Origin of the sequence: Pseudomonas sp. FP1762, from assembly GCF_030687105.1 — a bacterium.
GTDB lineage: Bacteria > Pseudomonadota > Gammaproteobacteria > Pseudomonadales > Pseudomonadaceae > Aquipseudomonas > Aquipseudomonas siliginis.
On record NZ_CP117458.1, the window covers coordinates 5,109,102 to 5,125,268 of the forward strand.

A 16,167-nucleotide genomic window follows, 5' to 3' on the forward strand; every position below is an offset into this window, starting at 1 on the left:
ATGTGGGAGCGAGCCTGCTCGCGAAGGGGCCGGCAAAAGCACCGCACATCTGTCATGAACGCCACTTGTCTGCGACATGACGTCGTTTCATATGTCATCCAAAAGCGGTTGGGTTAGAATGCCCCCCTTTTCTGCCCCCGATCCTTGAGGACCGCCATGTTCAGCCGTGATTTGACTATTGCCAAGTACGACGCCGACCTTTTTGCCGCCATGGAGCAAGAAGCTCAGCGTCAGGAAGAACACATTGAGCTGATCGCTTCGGAAAACTACACCAGCCCAGCGGTGATGGAAGCTCAAGGCTCGGTCCTGACCAACAAGTACGCCGAAGGCTATCCGGGCAAGCGTTACTACGGTGGTTGCGAATACGTTGACGTGGTTGAACAACTGGCCATCGACCGTGCCAAGGAACTGTTCGGTGCTGATTACGCCAACGTTCAGCCGCACGCCGGTTCCCAAGCCAACGCCGCTGTTTACCTGGCTCTGCTGCAAGGTGGCGACACCATTCTGGGCATGAGCCTGGCCCATGGCGGTCACCTGACCCACGGCGCCAGCGTTTCCTCCTCGGGCAAGCTGTACAACGCCGTTCAATACGGTATCGATGCCAACGGCCTGATCGACTACGACGAAGTCGAGCGTCTGGCGGTCGAGCACAAGCCGAAAATGATCGTTGCCGGTTTCTCGGCCTACTCGCAGATCCTCGACTTCCCGCGCTTCCGCGAAATCGCTGACAAGGTCGGCGCTTACCTGTTCGTCGACATGGCTCACGTCGCCGGTCTGGTTGCCGCTGGTGTGTACCCGAACCCGGTGCCGTTCGCCGACGTCGTGACCACCACCACGCACAAGACCCTGCGCGGTCCACGTGGCGGTCTGATCCTGGCCCGTGCCAACGCCGAGATCGAGAAGAAGCTCAACTCCGCAGTATTCCCGGGCGCCCAGGGTGGCCCGCTGGAGCACGTGATCGCGGCCAAGGCGATCTGCTTCAAGGAAGCGCTGCAGCCTGAGTTCAAGGCTTACCAGCAACAAGTGGTGAAGAACGCCAAGGCCATGGCCGAAGTGTTCATCGCGCGCGGTTTCGACGTGGTTTCGGGCGGTACTGAAAACCACCTGTTCCTGCTGTCGCTGATCAAGCAGGACATCTCCGGCAAAGACGCTGACGCCGCTCTGGGCAAAGCGTTCATCACCGTGAACAAGAACTCCGTGCCGAACGATCCACGCTCGCCGTTCGTCACCTCCGGCCTGCGCTTCGGTACTCCGGCTGTGACCACTCGCGGTTTCAAAGAGGCTGAGTGCAAAGAGCTGGCCGGCTGGATCTGCGACATCCTGGCTGACCTGAACAACGAAGCGGTGATCGACGCCGTTCGCGAGAAAGTCAAAGCCATCTGCAAGAAACTGCCGGTGTACGGCGCTTAATCGCGACGTTAAACCAGCAGCATGAAAAACCGGCCAAGTGATTGGCCGGTTTTTTTTCGCCTGCAATTCACCTGTAGGAGCTGCCGAAGGCTGCGATCTTTTGATCTGGATTTTATAAACAAGATCAAAAGATCGCAGCCTTCGGCAGCTCCTACGCGGCTTTGGCCGCTGGTCAGACCGGTCATGCCAATTTCATGCTTTCCCCTTGTAATCAGGAAAAAACCAAGCCTAGACTGCGCCTGCACTGGACATACCGGTAAGACCACAATAATTAAGTCCTGCATCCGATGCGCAACGCGTGCGGCAGCCAGGACACCGACCCAGGATTCCTCCCATGCTCAGATGGTGCTCGCGTTCAATCTTCCTTCAAGTGGTTCTCGGACTGATGCTCGGCATCGTCTGCGGGCTGACCCTTCCTGAATACTCCGCTCAGCTCAAACCGCTCGGCGATGGCTTCATCAAACTGATCAAGATGCTGATTGGCCTGATCGTGTTCTGCGTGGTGGTCAGCGGCATCAGCGGCGCGGGCGATCTGAAGAAGGTCGGGCGCATTGGCCTCAAATCGGTGATCTACTTTGAAGTGCTGACCACCATCGCTCTGGTGATCGGCCTGGTGTTCGCCTTCAGCACCGGCATTGGCAGCGGCGCGAACATTCATCTGGAGCAGCTCTCCAGCGCCGACATGGGCGACCTCGCCGAGCGCAGCCAGCACATGCACACCACCACGCAATTTCTGATGGACCTGATCCCGACCTCGGTGATCGGTGCCTTCGCTGACAACAATATCTTGCAAGTGCTGTTGTTCTCGGTGCTGTTCGGCAGTGCGCTGAATCTGGTTGGCGAAGCGGCTTCCGGGATTTCGCGACTGATCAACGAACTCAGCCACGTGATTTTCCGCATCATGGGCATGATCGTCCGGCTGGCGCCGATCGGCGTGTTCGGCGCCATCGCCTTCACCACCAGCAAATACGGTCTCGACTCGCTGCAGCACCTGGGCAGTCTGGTCGGTCTGTTCTATTTGACCTGCATCGCCTTCGTCGCGCTGATCCTCGGTCTGGTGATGCGCGTCTCCGGCCTGCGCATGTGGCCGCTGCTCAAGTACCTGCGGGAAGAACTGCTGATCGTCATGGGCACCGCCTCTTCCGACGCCGTGCTGCCGCAGATCATGCGCAAGCTCGAACACCTCGGTATCGGCAGCTCGACGGTCGGTCTGGTGATCCCGACCGGGTACTCGTTCAACCTCGACGGTTTCTCGATTTACCTGACCCTGGCCATCGTGTTCATCGCCAATGCCACCGGCACACCGCTGGCGATGACCGATTTGCTGACGATTCTGCTGGTGTCGCTGATCACCTCCAAAGGCGCCCACGGCATTCCCGGTTCGGCGCTGGTGATTCTCGCGGCAACGCTGACGGCGATTCCGGCGATTCCCGTGGTCGGCCTGGTGCTGGTGTTGGCCGTGGACTGGTTCATGGGCATCGGCCGCGCGCTGACCAATCTGATCGGCAACTGCGTCGCCACCGTGGCCATCGCCCGCTGGGAAAAGGACATCGACGTGCAGCGAGCGAACAAGGTGCTCAACGGCGAACAGGGCTATAACTTTCAACCGCGAAAAACCGTCGCTCCGGCGGCGGCCAAAGAATTCTGAATGAGTGCCGTGCCTGCCAATGCGCAGGCACGGCGCAGGGAGCCAATACGTGATTACAACTTCAACCGTCGTCAATTCAGTGGTGGAGAAACTCCGCGCCGCGTTGGCCCGAGGCCAGTGGCGCTCCGGCGACATGCTGCCGGGCCAGCGTGAACTGGCCGAACAGCTGGGCATCAGCCGGCCGAGCCTGCGCGAAGCGGTGATCGTGCTGGAAACACTCGGCCTGGTGCGCTCGATGCCGGGCAAAGGCGTGGTCGTCCTCGATGCGCAACTCAGCGACAGCCAGAGCCACGACAGCGCAGTCGCCGGCGCCAGTCTCGAAGACGTGCTGCAACTGCGCTACACCCTTGAGCCGTTCATCGTCGGGCTGGTCGCGCAATCGATCAGCAGCAAGGAAGTCGGCCAATTGCGCCTGACCCTGATGGACATGCGCGAAGCCCTCGAGGCCGGTGACAGTGAAGCCGGGGTCAGCGCCTACATCGCCTTTCACGAAGAACTGTTCACGCTGACCTCGAACCCGATTTTCCAGAGCGTGGTGCAGCAGACCAGCAATGCCCTCAAGCAAAGCGCCGAAGTGTTGCGCAATTCACCGGAACATCTGGCCGAACGCCTGGAAGAAAACGAAGCCGTAGTCCGCGCGATCCGCAGCAAGAACAGCGCTCAGGCCAGCGCCGAAATGCGTCGGCACATTCTGCGCGAAGGCCAGCGCATGGGCGTTGAGCTGAATATTCCGGACGACAACCTGCCCACCTGATTTGCCAGGAGAACGGCCATGAACAGTTTTGCTTCAGCCTCGCATGCGCATTCGACCGCCCTGCCCGTCTCTCGCCTGGGCACGCCGACGGAGGATCTGTATCCGCGACTGTTCGACGCGATCCTCGAACAGCGTATCGATGAAGACAGCCGGTTCACCGAGGACAGTCTGCAAGCGATGTTCGGCGCCGGCCGCGCCGATGTACGACGGGTGCTGACGCAGTTGTTCCATGAGCAGATCGTGGTGTTGCGCGCCAATCATCGACCACGAGTGGCCGCGCCTGATCGGGAACTGATCCGGCAGACCTTGCATGCGCGACGGCTGGCTGAGAACACCTTGGTGCGATTGGCGTGTCAGCGTCCGCAGCCAGACGATTTGAAATGCTTGCGCACGTTGATAGAGCGCGAGAAGCGCGCCGTCGAGCAGGATCGTCGGGGGGCGGCGATTCGGTTATCGGGGGAGTTTCATTTGCAATTGGCACGAATGGCGGGAAATCTGCCGTTGGCGCATTTTCTGCGCAGTCTGGTGCCGCTGACGTCGCTGGCGATTGCGCGGAGTCGGTGCCCGACGCGCAGCTGTTGCGCGTGGCAGGAGCATTTGGCGTTGGTTGAGGTTGTGGAGCGAGGTGATGCTTGCAAGGCCGGGAGGCTGATAAATCGGCATCTGGATCATCTTGAGCAGACACTGCTCGCTCCAGACCTTGAGCATTGTGCTGTCGGTTAGACCGCCTTCGCGAGCAGGCTCGCTCCCACAGTGGATTGCATTCCTTCTGACAGAATGCGTTCTACTGTGGGAGCGAGCCTGCTCGCGAAGAGGCCCGTTGAGCTATTGAAATTATCAGGCTTGTTGCGCTGCAACCCTGGCAAACCCCGCCCGAATCTTCTCTTCCGGCAAGTCATCGGCGATAAACACGATCACACTCTCCCGCGCCTCGCCCTCGGCCCATTCAGTGTCCCAGTCGAAACCATAGAGTTTCAGCACACCCTGAAACACCAGGCGCCGATCTTCGCCAGCAATATTCAGCACGCCTTTGTAACGCAGCAATTGCTTGCCATGCTCTTCCAGCAACTCGTTCATGAAATCGCTGAGCTGATCGATATCCAGCGCCTGATCGGTGCGCAGCACCAGGCTGGAGATGCGATCGATCGACGGTGCCTTGCTCACCGGACGCAGGCTCAAACCACCGCCCAGATCAGCATTGAGGTTGAAGCCGCGCACATCCAGCAGTTCGGCCAGATCGATGTTGCCATGCTCGACCACACGGATTGGTGCGCGGCGGTTGATTCGGGTGAGGCGTTCGCTCAGCGCGGTGAACGTCGCCTCATCGACCAGGTCGGTCTTGCTCACCAGCAAGCGATCGGCGAAACCGATCTGCGCCTGGGCAATGGTCTGGGTCAGGTGCACGTCGGCGTGAGCGGCGTCGACCAGGGTGATGATGCCGTCGAGCAGGTAACGCTCGCGCAGCTCTTCGTCGATGAAGAACGTCTGCGCCACCGGTGCCGGATCGGCGAGACCGGTGCACTCGATCACCAGACGATCGAAGGCGATCTCGCCGCTGTCCAGGCGCTCGAGCAGCAAGTACAGCGCCTTGGTCAGATCGGTGTGAATGGTGCAGCAGACGCAGCCGTTGGCCAGGGTCATGACCTGCACCGGCTCGTCACCCAGCAACTGAGTGTCGATGCCGGCGTCGCTGAATTCGTTTTCGATCACGGCGATTTTCAGGCCGTGCTCGGCTTTCAATAAATGACGCAGCAAGGTGGTCTTGCCGGCGCCGAGGAAACCGCTGAGGACCGTTACCGGAATGGGAGAAGACAAAACCCGATCTCCTGAAAAGAACACAAAAACAAATGTGGGAGCGAGCCTGCTCGCGAAAGCGGTGTGTCAGTCAAATCCTTCATCAACTGACACTCCGTATTCGCGAGCAGGCTCGCTCCCACAGGGGATTACCTCAACCGCAGGCTGTCAGCTCAACAGCACTTCGGCCCACCCTTGCCACCGTAACGGGCTTCCTGACGTTCGCGAAAGAACATCTCGTAGCTCATCACCGGTTTGTCCGGGTGTTTGGTTTGCATATGCTCGACGTAGGTGTCGTAGTCGGGCATGCCGACCATCAAGCGCGCGGCCTGACCGAGGTATTTACCGAGGCGACTCAGGTCATTGAACATGCTGCAATCCTCTGGTTACGCATCCGGCAGGGCCTGGAATGGCGATTCTTTATCCGTACGCTCTTTTTTGCCCCAGGCGGCGATGCCGACCTTGAGCGCATAGAACAGGATGCTGAACACCACGAACAGGAACAGCGCGGTGAGTGTGGCGTTGGTGTAGGCGTTGAAGATCACGTGCTGCATCTGCTCGACGCTCTTCGCCGGAGCCAGCACCTGACCGTTGGCCAGCGCATCGCTGTACTTCTTGGCCAGGGACAGGAAGCCGATCGCCGGATTGGCGTCGAACAGCTTGATGAAGCCAGCAGTGGTGGTGCAGATCAACAGCCAGGTGGCCGGCAACAGGGTGACCCAGATGTAGCGCTGGCGCTTCATCTTGATCAGGACCACGGTGCCGAGCATCAGCGCGATACCGGCGAGCATCTGGTTGGAGATGCCGAACAGTGGCCACAGGGTGTTGATGCCGCCCAGTGGATCGATCACGCCCTGATACAGCAACCAGCCCCACATCGCCACACAACCGGCGGTGGCGATCAGGTTGGCGGTCCACGATTCGGTGCGCTTCAGCGCCGGTACGAAGGAGCCGAGCAGATCCTGCAGCATGAAACGCCCGGCACGGGTACCGGCGTCCACAGCGGTGAGGATGAACAGCGCTTCGAACAGGATCGCGAAGTGGTACCAGAACGCCATGGTGTTTTCACCCGGCAGGACACTGTGCAGGATCTGCGCGATACCGACCGCCAGGGTCGGCGCACCACCGGCGCGAGCCAAAATGGTGGTTTCGCCGATATCATGGGCAACCGCTTGCAGCGCCTCCGGCGTAATCGCGAAGCCCCAGCTGGTGACCATTTGCGCCACTGACGCGGCATCACTGCCGACCACGGCGGCCGGGCTGTTCATGGCGAAGTACACGCCTGGCTCGATCACCGAAGCGGCAACCATGGCCATGATCGCCACGAACGATTCCATCAGCATGCCGCCGTAACCGATGTAGCGGGCGTTGGTTTCGTTATCCAAAAGCTTCGGCGTGGTGCCCGACGAGATCAGCGCGTGGAAACCCGATACCGCGCCGCAAGCGATGGTGATGAACAGGAACGGGAACAGACCGCCCTTCCATACCGGCCCGGTGCCGTCGACGAACTGGGTCAGCGCCGGCATTTTCAGCTCGGGCATGGTCACCAGAATACCGATCGCCAGGGCGACGATGGTGCCGATCTTGAGGAAGGTCGACAGATAGTCACGCGGCGCCAGAATCAGCCAGACCGGCAGCGACGCGGCGACAAAACCGTAACCGACCAGCATCCAGGTAATCTGCACACCGGTGAAGGTGAAGGCTTTGGCCCATACCGGATCGGCAGCAATCTGCCCGCCCAGCCAGATCGAGCCGAGCAGCAGCAACACACCGACCACGGAGATCTCGCCGATGCGGCCCGGGCGGATGTAGCGCATGTAGATGCCCATGAACATCGCGATCGGGATGGTCGCCATCACGGTGAAGATGCCCCACGGGCTCTCGGCCAGGGCCTTGACCACGATCAGCGCCAGCACCGCGAGGATGATGATCATGATCAGGAAACAGCCGAACAGTGCGATGGTCCCGGGAATCCGGCCCATCTCTTCACGCACCATGTCGCCCAGGGAACGGCCGTTGCGTCGGGTCGACATGAACAGGACCATGAAGTCCTGCACCGCGCCCGCCAGCACCACACCGGCAATCAGCCAGAGTGTGCCGGGCAGATACCCCATCTGCGCCGCCAGCACCGGACCGACCAGCGGCCCCGCGCCAGCGATGGCCGCGAAGTGGTGACCGAAAAGAATGTGTTTGTTGGTCGGCACATAGTCCAGACCATCGTTGTTGAGCACGGCGGGGGTGGCCCGACGCGAATCCAGTTGCATCACGTTGTTGGCGATGAACAGACTGTAGTAACGGTACGCAACCAGATAAATGGCCACGGCAGCGACCACAATCCACAAGGCGTTGATCGCCTCGCCGCGGCGCAATGCCACTACGCCAAGGGCGCACGCTCCTACGATTGCCAGCACGAGCCAGGGTAAGTGGCGCAGCAGGCTATTATTATTTTTCATTTTATTATTCCAGCCAGGGTGGACAAGAAATACAGCCACCCCGAGTTTAGCGCTTACGGCGCCAAAGGCCATACCCCGACATAGGTCTAGACGCTTGAGCGATTGGCTGGCGCCCGCATTCGCGGTCTATAGTCAGCGAACCTTCATGAGGATTGCGCCATGAGCGAGCACCCCGCCAATCGACGTCGTTTCAAACGTATTGCGTTCGATGCCCGAACCGAGCTGAAACAGGGCGAGTACATCTGGCCGGTCAAGTTGATCGACCTGTCGCTCAAGGGCCTGCTGATCGAGCGACCGGAGCCGTGGCTCGGGGATAAAGAGCAGGACTTCCTAGTCGACATTCATCTGAGCGAAGACGTCGATATAGAAATGGACGTGCGTCTGGCCCACGAGGAAAACGGCCACTTGGGGTTCATCTGCCGGCACATCAGCCTGGAATCGATCCAGCGCCTGCGCCGCTTGATCGAACTGAATCTGGCGGATGAGGCCGAGCTGGAGCGCGAACTGGGTGCGCTGATCGAAATCTAGCGCCACCCCCAACCCCGAATTGGAATGCCCTGTGGTGAGGGGGATCTATGTGGTGAAGGGACTTATGTGGCGAGGGGATTTATCCCCGTTGGGCTGCGCAGCAGACCCGTTTTTTTCAGGGCCGCTACGCGCCCCAACGGGGATAAATCCCCTCACCACAGAGGTTCGGCGTTCACTCAAACAGTGCGTCAAGTGCTTGTTCAAGGCGGGTCACGGCAATGATCTGCAACCCCGCCGGCGATTCCTTCGGAGCATTACCCTTCGGCACGATGGCGCGTTTGAAACCGTGCTTGGCCGCTTCTTTCAGCCGCTCCTGCCCGCTTGGCACCGGGCGCACCTCGCCGGACAGGCCGACTTCGCCGAACACCAGCAGATCATGCGGTAACGGCCGATTGCGCAAACTCGACATCACCGCCGCCATCAACGCCAGATCCGACGCTGTCTCCAGCACCTTCACGCCACCGACCACGTTGAGGAACACGTCCTGATCGTGGGTCGGAATCCCGCCGTGGCGGTGCAGCACCGCGAGCAACATCGCCAGACGGTTCTGATCCAGCCCCAGCGTCACCCGACGCGGGTTGGCCAGATGGCTGTCATCGACCAGTGCCTGCACTTCCACCAGCATCGGTCGGGTGCCTTCCCACGTCGCCATGACCACACTGCCCGGGACTTCTTCCTGGGCGCGGGTGAGAAAAATCGCCGATGGGTTGGAGACTTCTTTCAGGCCCTTGTCGGTCATGCCGAACACGCCCAATTCGTTGACCGCCCCGAAACGGTTCTTCACCGCGCGCAGCAGACGTAGACGACCATCGGATTCACCTTCGAAATACAGCACGGTATCGACCATGTGTTCCAGAACACGCGGACCGGCCAAGGCGCCCTCTTTGGTGACGTGGCCGACGAGGAAGATCGCCGTGCCGCTCTGTTTGGCGTAACGCACCAGCAACGCCGCACTTTCGCGCACCTGCGACACGCCGCCCGGCGCCGATTGCAGTTGTTCGGTGAAGATGGTCTGGATCGAGTCGATCACCATGACCTTGGGCTTTTCCTGGCGGGCGGTGGCGATGATGGTTTCGATGCAGGTTTCGGTCATCACCCGCAGTTGATCCTGCGGCAGGCCGAGACGGCGGGCGCGCATCGCCACTTGCTGCTGGGATTCCTCACCAGTGACGTACAGCGCCGGCATGCTCTTGGCCAGATTGCACAGGGTCTGGAGCAGGATTGTCGACTTGCCGATCCCCGGATCACCGCCGATCAGCACCACCGAGCCATCGACCAGACCACCGCCGAGCACGCGGTCGAGCTCACCGGAGGCGGTGGAAAAACGTGGAATCTCTTCGATGCTGACTTCGGCGAGCGTCTTGATCTGCGCCTGCTGGCCAGCCCAACCGGTGCGCCCGGTAGGTGCCGTGGCGCCGCCGCTTTCGATCATGGTTTCAGTCAGAGTGTTCCAAGCACCGCACTCGCCGCACTGCCCGGCCCACTTGGGAAAGGTTGCGCCGCACTCGGTGCAGCCGTACATGCGCTTGGCCTTGGCCATCAGAACCCCCGGAACAAAAGACGCGATGATAACGCAGCCATCGATGATCAGCGCGGCGCAGCGGTACGGATTTCGCCGCTGGCCAGACGCGCGGCGCTGTTGCCCAGCGGATCCTCGGCGTTGAGGTCGGCGCCCTTGGCTTTCAGCGCATCAAGCAATTCCAGACGCTTGAACAGCCCGGCGTACATCGCCGCTGTCTGTCCGGCGCCATTACGCTGGTCGGGGCTGCAATCGCTGGCCATCAGTCGCCGGGCGATCTGTAATTCGCCTTTGAATATCGCGCCCATCAGCGCCGTGTTACCGCGTTGGTCCTGGGCACAGGCATCTGCGCCAGCGGCGAGCAGGCGCTCAACCGCCGGCGCCTGACCGTGATAGGCCGCCAGGATCAGCGCGGTGTAACCCTTGCTGTCGCGGGTATCGAGGGAATAGCCAGACTCGATAAAGGTCTCGAGCATCGGCACATCACCCCGGCGGGCGGCGTCGAAGTAGTAATCCTGCAACTGCGCCTTGACCGCCTCGGGACTTTGCTCGACCGGTGCCGCCCACGCGCTGAACGACAGGCACCCGGCCAGGCATAAAAGAAAAACACGCATCGGGCTCTCCTTGAGCGCACGCGAGGCCGCACAGGCCCTCGCGTGCGCCGCATGGCTATCAGTCGGTCAGTTTCGCCGCCAGTGCTTTCACACGGCTGAGGTCGCCCTTGGCCACTTCGGTCACACCGCTGCCGTACTCAGGGTCGGCCTTGTACAGGAACGACAGGATGATGTGCTTGCTCTCGTCATCAGTGGTGGCCAGTGAGCCGCCGAAGCTGTCGATCAGGTCGCGGCGTTCCTGCTTGCTGTACGAGCGATACAGATCACCGGCCTGCTTGAAGTTCTGCTCACGCTGGATCTTCGCCTGCTGCGTGCTGCCCGCCAGCGCCGACTGGCTGTAACGCGCCGCTGGCGTTTCTTCACGCGGTTGCAGGCGGCTTGGCTGGTAGTTGACGCCGGACTGGCTGGCGCCGAAATTCATCGCACCATCCTGATTGCCATTGTTCACTGCGGTTTTCGGTGCATTGACCGGCAATTGCAAAGCGTTGGCGCCGAGGCGATACATCTGCGTATCGGCATAAGAGAACACTCGGCCCTGCAACAAGCGGTCTTCCGAAGGTTCGATACCCGGAACTACGTTGGCTGGAGCCATGGCAACTTGTTCGGTTTCCTGGAAGACATTGGCCGGATTACGGTTCAGGACCATTTGTCCAACTTTGCGCTCGGCAATACCCGGCCAGATCTTGGTTGCATCCAATGGATCGAAATCAAACTTGGACAAATCCTGTGGCTTGAGAACTTGCACGTACAAGTCCCACTTCGGAAAGTTGCCCTTGTTGATATTACTCACCAAGTCGTTAGTCATATGACTGTAATCCTGACCCTGAACTTCGCTGACTTGTTTTGGCGTGAGATTCTTGATGCCTTGAAGACTCTTCCAGTGAAACTTCACGTAGTGAACTTCATTCTTGGCATTGATCAGCTTATAGGCATGAACACCATTGCCATCCATCTCCCGGTAACTGGCCGGAGTGCCGTAGTTGGAATACAACTCGGTCAGCGTGCGGGTGGCTTCCGGTACATGGGAGAAGAAATCGAACCGGCGCGAATCGTCATCGAGGTTGGTGCGCGGATCGGGCTTGAAGGCGTGCACCATGTCCGGGAATTTGATCGCATCGCGGATGAAGAAGGTCGGGAAATTGTTGCCGACCAGATCCCAATTGCCGTCAGCAGTGTAGAACTTGGTGGCGAAACCGCGCGGGTCACGCAGGGTTTCCGGGGAATGGTTGCCATGCACCACCGCCGAGAAACGCACGAATACCGGCGTGCTCTGGCCTGCGGCGAACACCTTGGCCTTGCTCAGGTCGCTGAGGTCATCGGTCACGGTGAAGGTGCCGTGAGCGCCGGTGCCGCGTGCGTGTACGACGCGCTCGGGGATGCGTTCACGATCGAAGCGCTGCAGCTTCTGGATCAGTTGCACATCCTGCAGCAGCACCGGGCCGTTGGCGCCGGCAGTTTGCGAGTTCTGATTGTCACCGACTGCCGAGCCGTTATCGCGGGTCAGCGGAGCGGCGTTGACCGAAAAGGTCAGCAGCCCGGCAGTCAGTACGCCGAAGGTGCGGCGGAAGGGAAAAGCCCCCAGTCCAGGAGTGGATGTCATATCAGGTTCCTCTGGTTTTATTGGGCGCATCCAGGTGCGCCACACCAAGGCTAGAGGCCTGTGCCGCAGAACATAAATAGAAAGAACGTAACACCATGATTGAAGAAATTGGCTTTCCCGTCAGCGGGTTAGCGCGTATTCCGCGCGCGATTGCTGGCAATTTGCAAACTAATCGTCAATCGATGTGTCGATAAAAACGGGCATTGTAAGAAGGTGTTTCGCGCAGGAGGCGTTTCGCTGATTTACACTGCCAACACCAAACTCATCTGTAACAAGGAAATAACTATGGGCGTGCTTAGCGAGTTCAAGGCCTTCGCGGTCAAAGGCAATGTGGTCGACATGGCCGTCGGTATCATCATCGGCGCGGCGTTTGGCAAAATCGTTTCGTCGTTTGTCGGCGACGTGATCATGCCGCCGATTGGCCTGTTGATCGGTGGAGTGGACTTCAGTGATCTGGCTGTCACGCTCAAAGCAGCCCAGGGCGATGCGCCCGCAGTGGTGCTGGCTTACGGCAAATTCCTGCAGACGGTGCTGGATTTCGTGATTGTCGCATTCGCGATTTTCATGGGTGTCAAAGCCATCAACCGCCTCAAGCGCGAAGAAGCTGTAGCACCGACCGCGCCGCCGATCCCGAGCAAGGAAGAGCAACTGCTGGGCGAAATTCGCGACCTGCTCAAGGCGCAGAACGAGCGGCCCTGAGGCATTCGGTAGTCATCAAAACGGCAACCGCGGGTGCCGTTTTCGTTACCAGTAATTTTCCACCGCAACCTGCCCCGGCTTGCGCGTCAGGCTCAGGCGCATGTCGCGCTGCTTGAGCAAGGCGCGGGTGTCGTCGATCATCTGCGGGTTGCCGCACAACATCACACGCGAATGCTCTGGCGAGAGCTTAACGCCCGCCGCGCGTTCCAGCTCGCCGTTTTCAATCAGCGTAGTAATCCGGCCCCGCAGCGCGCCTGGATGCGCTTCGCGGGTCACAGTGGGGATGAATTGCAGCTTGTGGGCGTATTCGCTCAGATACTCCCGTTGCGCCAACCCGGCGATCAACTCCTGATAACCCAGTTCCCGCGCCTCCCGTACGCTGTAAACCAGAATGATCCGCTCGAATTTCTCCCAGACCTCGAAGTCCTGCAGGATCGACAGAAACGGTGCCACCCCGGTGCCGGTGGACAGTAACCACAGGTCTCGGCCATCGACAAAGCGATCCAGCGTCAGGTAGCCAAACGCCTGGCGTTCTACCATCAAGCTGTCGCCGACCTGGAGCCGGCTCAGCTCACTGGTGAATTCGCCGCCCGGCACGACGATGGAAAAGAACTCGAGAAACTCGTCGAACGGCGACGACACCATCGAATAGGCGCGCCAGACCGTGCTGCCATCGGCCTTGGTGACGCCCAGCCGGGCGAACTGGCCGGCACGGAAGCGAAAGCCTGGGTCGCGGCTGGTGCGCAGCGTGAACAGGTTCGGCGTCAACGGTTGCACATCGAGCAAGGTCTGGGTGGTGTACTTCTCGGTACTGGCAGTCATGAGGCGCTCCTTGAAACGATTGCCTACAGTGTCCCGCAAAACCGCGCTGCCAAACACCTGCCAACGGTAATGATATTGACAGAATCAGCGCTGCACATTCGATGTGATGTCAATTTTAGATCTAGAGTAATAACTTTAAGATGGCAGTTAAAATATAACAGCGCGTATTGCTAGGAACACTTTATAAAAAACATCAAAGTTTCAATCTCGAAAAAATGTAAGGCGTTTCGCAGGAAAGATCCTACACTTCGATTCGTGCCGGATCTTTTGGATCCATTCCGCACCCCGATATCAAGATACAGAGGCAAAGTTCATGGAAACGTGGAAGGAATCACAATTGAAACAACTGACATTTGCCAAAGGCATTGAAGCGGCGTACCCGATACTGCTGAGATTTGCCGAGAATCTGGGCTTTAACTACTGTGCAATAGCAGTGACGTCCCCTCATCGTGATGTCCACCTGAATGCCTTGCAGATCAATAACTACCCTAAAGAATGGAACATTCAGTACAACAAAGAGAACTTTCGCAATATTGATCCGGTAATAGCGCATTGCAATCACTCAATATTACCCATCGTTTGGGAAGAAAGAGTCTTCAACGATGCACCCGAGTTGTGGCAGGCGTTGAAACAGAATGGGCTGCAGCATGGCTGGTCGCAGGCCTTTCATGACGAAACCAGCGGTTTGTGCAGCATCATCAGTCTGGCTCGAACCCACTGCCCGATCAGCCCGCTCGAACTGTATGAGCATTACGGTTATCTGTTTTTTGCCAACCGACACTTCAGTGACCTGTATGCCCGCACCGTTCCCACACCGGCCAAACCCAGCAAACCGAGGCTATCGTCCCGGGAACTGGAGATCATGAAATTGTCCGCCATGGGCAAGACCGCTCACGATATTTCGAGAATCCTCAGCCTGAGCGAACGCACCGTTAACTATCACGTACAAAACGTCATCGAAAAATTCAACGTCTGCAACAAGATTTCCGCAGTGATTGCCGCCGCTCGTGCCGGGATTATCTGACTGACGAGCGATATCGCACGGTAATCCTGCGAGTATTTACGCGCAAAAAAACGTACCATTCAGGCCTTTCCGAGTGATGACGCAACCTGCTTGCATCGCAGTCCACTCGGTCGGATCCCGTCGCACCATCTGCCGGCAACGGGATATCTGCCGAATATCCTGAGTCCCCGCCCCATGCCCTTGCTCGAAACGCCTTTCGCCCAGCTCGACCTGATCCGCCAGCCTGAACAGCAGAATGAACCGCTGCAAGCCTTCGATGCGGCGGACGAATACCTGCTCAATCATCTCGCCAGCGAACAACCTCAGAGCAGCACCCGCGTGCTGGTGCTCAATGACAGCTTTGGCGCCTTGGCGATCAGCCTGCAGGGCAAGGTCGAGGTGAGCAGCAGCGGCGACTCGTTCCTCGGTTTCGTCGGGCTGGAAAAGAATCTGCTACGCAATGGCCAGGCGTTCGATGCGATTCGTCCGATTCCGGCCAGTGAGCCCTTGGTCGGGCCGTTTGACCGGGTGCTGATCCGCGTCCCTAAAACCCTGGCGCTGTTGGAGGAGCAGTTGATCCGCCTGCAAGGGCAACTCGCTCCGGGCGCGCAAGTGATCGCCGCCGCCATGGTCAAGCATCTGCCGCGCGCTGCCGGCGATCTGCTCGAGCGCTACATTGGCCCGGTGCAGGCGTCGCTGGCCGTGAAGAAAGCCCGACTGCTGATCGCCACGCCTGAAAGCAAAGCGCCCGCCACATCGCCCTACCCGACTCGTTATCGCCTCGACGAACCGGCAATCGAACTGCTCAACCACGCCAATGTGTTCTGCCGCGAAGGCCTCGACATCGGTACTCGCGCGTTTCTGCCGCATCTGCCGAAGAACCTTGGCCACGCGCGAGTCGCCGATCTCGGTTGCGGCAACGGTGTTCTGGCAATTGCCAGCGCCTTGCAGAACCCGGATGCGCATTACACGCTGGTCGACGAATCGTTCATGGCGGTGCAATCGGCTGCCGAGAACTGGCGCGCGGCATTGGGCGATCGCGAAGTGATCGTGCGCGCTGGCGATGGTCTGGCCGGGCAGGCGCCGCAGTCGCTGGACGTGGTGCTGTGCAACCCACCGTTCCATCAGCAACAGGTGGTCGGCGATTTCCTCGCCTGGCGCATGTTCCAGCAGGCGCGCGAGGCGCTGGTGGTCGGCGGTGCGCTGTACATTGTCGGCAATCGGCATCTGGGCTATCACAGCAAACTGGCGCGCTTGTTTCGTGGCGTCGAGCAAGTGGCGGCCACGCCGAAATTCGTCATCCTCAAAGCGCGCAAATAAATC

16 protein-coding genes are annotated in these 16,167 nt (G+C 59.5%); 8 read left to right on the forward strand and 8 right to left on the reverse strand.

All coding sequences use genetic code 11. The features are described 5' to 3' along the window. Positions 1 to 156: 156 nt before the first annotated feature. Positions 157 to 1,410, forward strand: coding sequence for a serine hydroxymethyltransferase (glyA, locus tag PSH90_RS22780; RefSeq protein WP_016773106.1), 1,254 nt, complete (start codon positions 157 to 159; stop codon positions 1,408 to 1,410). An 8-nt stretch (positions 1,411 to 1,418) separates the two neighbouring features. Here glyA and PSH90_RS22785 read toward each other — a convergent pair whose 3' ends face one another. Continuing rightward, on the reverse strand, positions 1,419 to 1,595 hold the full coding sequence (locus PSH90_RS22785) for a hypothetical protein (protein ID WP_177434227.1): 177 nt from the start codon (positions 1,593 to 1,595) through the stop codon (positions 1,419 to 1,421). Positions 1,596 to 1,744: 149 nt separating this feature from the next. Here PSH90_RS22785 and PSH90_RS22790 point away from each other — a divergent pair, with 149 nt between their 5' ends. From PSH90_RS22790 to PSH90_RS22800, 3 genes are read left to right on the forward strand one after another with little or no spacing between them, the layout of a single operon-like run. Continuing rightward, on the forward strand, positions 1,745 to 3,058 hold the full coding sequence (locus PSH90_RS22790; RefSeq protein ID WP_150742265.1) for a C4-dicarboxylate transporter DctA: 1,314 nt from the start codon (positions 1,745 to 1,747) through the stop codon (positions 3,056 to 3,058). 49 nt (positions 3,059 to 3,107) lie between these two features. Further along, entirely contained in the window at positions 3,108 to 3,812 is a 705-nt protein-coding gene (locus PSH90_RS22795; protein WP_016773102.1) for a FadR/GntR family transcriptional regulator, read from the forward strand. Positions 3,813 to 3,830: 18 nt separating this feature from the next. Further along, entirely contained in the window at positions 3,831 to 4,535 is a 705-nt protein-coding gene (locus tag PSH90_RS22800; RefSeq protein WP_305381560.1) for a GntR family transcriptional regulator, read from the forward strand. Positions 4,536 to 4,649: 114 nt separating this feature from the next. On the opposite strand, the gene yjiA is transcribed toward PSH90_RS22800, so the two are convergent. The 3 genes from yjiA to PSH90_RS22815 form a co-directional block, all read right to left on the reverse strand. Continuing rightward, positions 4,650 to 5,627, reverse strand: a complete 978-nt coding sequence (gene yjiA / locus PSH90_RS22805; RefSeq protein WP_305381562.1) for a GTPase — start codon at positions 5,625 to 5,627, stop codon at positions 4,650 to 4,652. A 152-nt stretch (positions 5,628 to 5,779) separates the two neighbouring features. Continuing rightward, entirely contained in the window at positions 5,780 to 5,977 is a 198-nt protein-coding gene (locus tag PSH90_RS22810; protein WP_003228401.1) for a YbdD/YjiX family protein, read from the reverse strand. Between the two features lie 15 nt (positions 5,978 to 5,992). Continuing rightward, positions 5,993 to 8,059: a carbon starvation CstA family protein gene (locus PSH90_RS22815; protein WP_305381563.1), complete on the reverse strand. Its 2,067-nt coding sequence runs from the start codon at positions 8,057 to 8,059 to the stop codon at positions 5,993 to 5,995. 159 nt (positions 8,060 to 8,218) lie between these two features. Between PSH90_RS22815 and PSH90_RS22820 the strand changes: the two genes are divergently transcribed. Beyond that, on the forward strand, positions 8,219 to 8,587 hold the full coding sequence (locus PSH90_RS22820) for a PilZ domain-containing protein (protein ID WP_252868313.1): 369 nt from the start codon (positions 8,219 to 8,221) through the stop codon (positions 8,585 to 8,587). Positions 8,588 to 8,759: 172 nt separating this feature from the next. On the opposite strand, the gene radA is transcribed toward PSH90_RS22820, so the two are convergent. The 3 genes from radA to katB are packed head-to-tail and all read right to left on the reverse strand — an operon-like array spanning position 8,760 to position 12,320. Continuing rightward, entirely contained in the window at positions 8,760 to 10,127 is a 1,368-nt protein-coding gene (gene radA / locus PSH90_RS22825) for a DNA repair protein RadA (RefSeq protein WP_095181861.1), read from the reverse strand. Between the two features lie 47 nt (positions 10,128 to 10,174). After that, positions 10,175 to 10,720: an ankyrin repeat domain-containing protein gene (locus PSH90_RS22830; protein ID WP_305381564.1), complete on the reverse strand. Its 546-nt coding sequence runs from the start codon at positions 10,718 to 10,720 to the stop codon at positions 10,175 to 10,177. A gap of 58 nt (positions 10,721 to 10,778) precedes the next feature. After that, positions 10,779 to 12,320 (reverse strand): catalase KatB, encoded by a 1,542-nt coding sequence (katB, locus tag PSH90_RS22835; RefSeq protein ID WP_305381566.1) that lies wholly within the window; start codon positions 12,318 to 12,320, stop codon positions 10,779 to 10,781. A 285-nt stretch (positions 12,321 to 12,605) separates the two neighbouring features. Between katB and mscL the strand changes: the two genes are divergently transcribed. Further along, positions 12,606 to 13,019 (forward strand): large-conductance mechanosensitive channel protein MscL, encoded by a 414-nt coding sequence (gene mscL / locus PSH90_RS22840; RefSeq protein ID WP_024014404.1) that lies wholly within the window; start codon positions 12,606 to 12,608, stop codon positions 13,017 to 13,019. 45 nt (positions 13,020 to 13,064) lie between these two features. Here the strand turns inward: mscL and PSH90_RS22845 are convergent, their stop codons facing one another. Then, positions 13,065 to 13,841, reverse strand: a complete 777-nt coding sequence (locus PSH90_RS22845) for a ferredoxin--NADP reductase (RefSeq protein WP_252886827.1) — start codon at positions 13,839 to 13,841, stop codon at positions 13,065 to 13,067. Between the two features lie 313 nt (positions 13,842 to 14,154). Between PSH90_RS22845 and PSH90_RS22850 the strand changes: the two genes are divergently transcribed. Together PSH90_RS22850 and PSH90_RS22855 are read left to right on the forward strand one after the other, a co-directional pair. Continuing rightward, positions 14,155 to 14,865, forward strand: a complete 711-nt coding sequence (locus PSH90_RS22850) for an autoinducer binding domain-containing protein (RefSeq protein WP_041477771.1) — start codon at positions 14,155 to 14,157, stop codon at positions 14,863 to 14,865. Between the two features lie 174 nt (positions 14,866 to 15,039). Continuing rightward, positions 15,040 to 16,164 carry a class I SAM-dependent methyltransferase gene (locus PSH90_RS22855; protein ID WP_236168709.1) on the forward strand — a complete coding sequence of 375 codons (1,125 nt, stop codon included), beginning with the start codon at positions 15,040 to 15,042 and terminating at the stop codon, positions 16,162 to 16,164. The last annotated feature ends 3 nt before the right edge of the window (positions 16,165 to 16,167 follow it).

Coding starts and splice junctions, on each gene's coding strand:
- glyA (WP_016773106.1), top strand. CDS start 157: ATGTTCAGCCGTGATTTGACTATTGCCAAGTACGACGCCGACCTTTTT.
- PSH90_RS22785 (WP_177434227.1), bottom strand. CDS start 1,595: ATGACCGGTCTGACCAGCGGCCAAAGCCGCGTAGGAGCTGCCGAAGGC.
- PSH90_RS22790 (WP_150742265.1), top strand. CDS start 1,745: ATGCTCAGATGGTGCTCGCGTTCAATCTTCCTTCAAGTGGTTCTCGGA.
- PSH90_RS22800 (WP_305381560.1), top strand. CDS start 3,831: ATGAACAGTTTTGCTTCAGCCTCGCATGCGCATTCGACCGCCCTGCCC.
- PSH90_RS22810 (WP_003228401.1), bottom strand. CDS start 5,977: ATGTTCAATGACCTGAGTCGCCTCGGTAAATACCTCGGTCAGGCCGCG.
- PSH90_RS22815 (WP_305381563.1), bottom strand. CDS start 8,059: ATGAAAAATAATAATAGCCTGCTGCGCCACTTACCCTGGCTCGTGCTG.
- PSH90_RS22820 (WP_252868313.1), top strand. CDS start 8,219: ATGAGCGAGCACCCCGCCAATCGACGTCGTTTCAAACGTATTGCGTTC.
- radA (WP_095181861.1), bottom strand. CDS start 10,127: ATGGCCAAGGCCAAGCGCATGTACGGCTGCACCGAGTGCGGCGCAACC.
- PSH90_RS22830 (WP_305381564.1), bottom strand. CDS start 10,720: ATGCGTGTTTTTCTTTTATGCCTGGCCGGGTGCCTGTCGTTCAGCGCG.
- katB (WP_305381566.1), bottom strand. CDS start 12,320: ATGACATCCACTCCTGGACTGGGGGCTTTTCCCTTCCGCCGCACCTTC.
- mscL (WP_024014404.1), top strand. CDS start 12,606: ATGGGCGTGCTTAGCGAGTTCAAGGCCTTCGCGGTCAAAGGCAATGTG.
- PSH90_RS22845 (WP_252886827.1), bottom strand. CDS start 13,841: ATGACTGCCAGTACCGAGAAGTACACCACCCAGACCTTGCTCGATGTG.
- PSH90_RS22850 (WP_041477771.1), top strand. CDS start 14,155: ATGGAAACGTGGAAGGAATCACAATTGAAACAACTGACATTTGCCAAA.
- PSH90_RS22855 (WP_236168709.1), top strand. CDS start 15,040: ATGCCCTTGCTCGAAACGCCTTTCGCCCAGCTCGACCTGATCCGCCAG.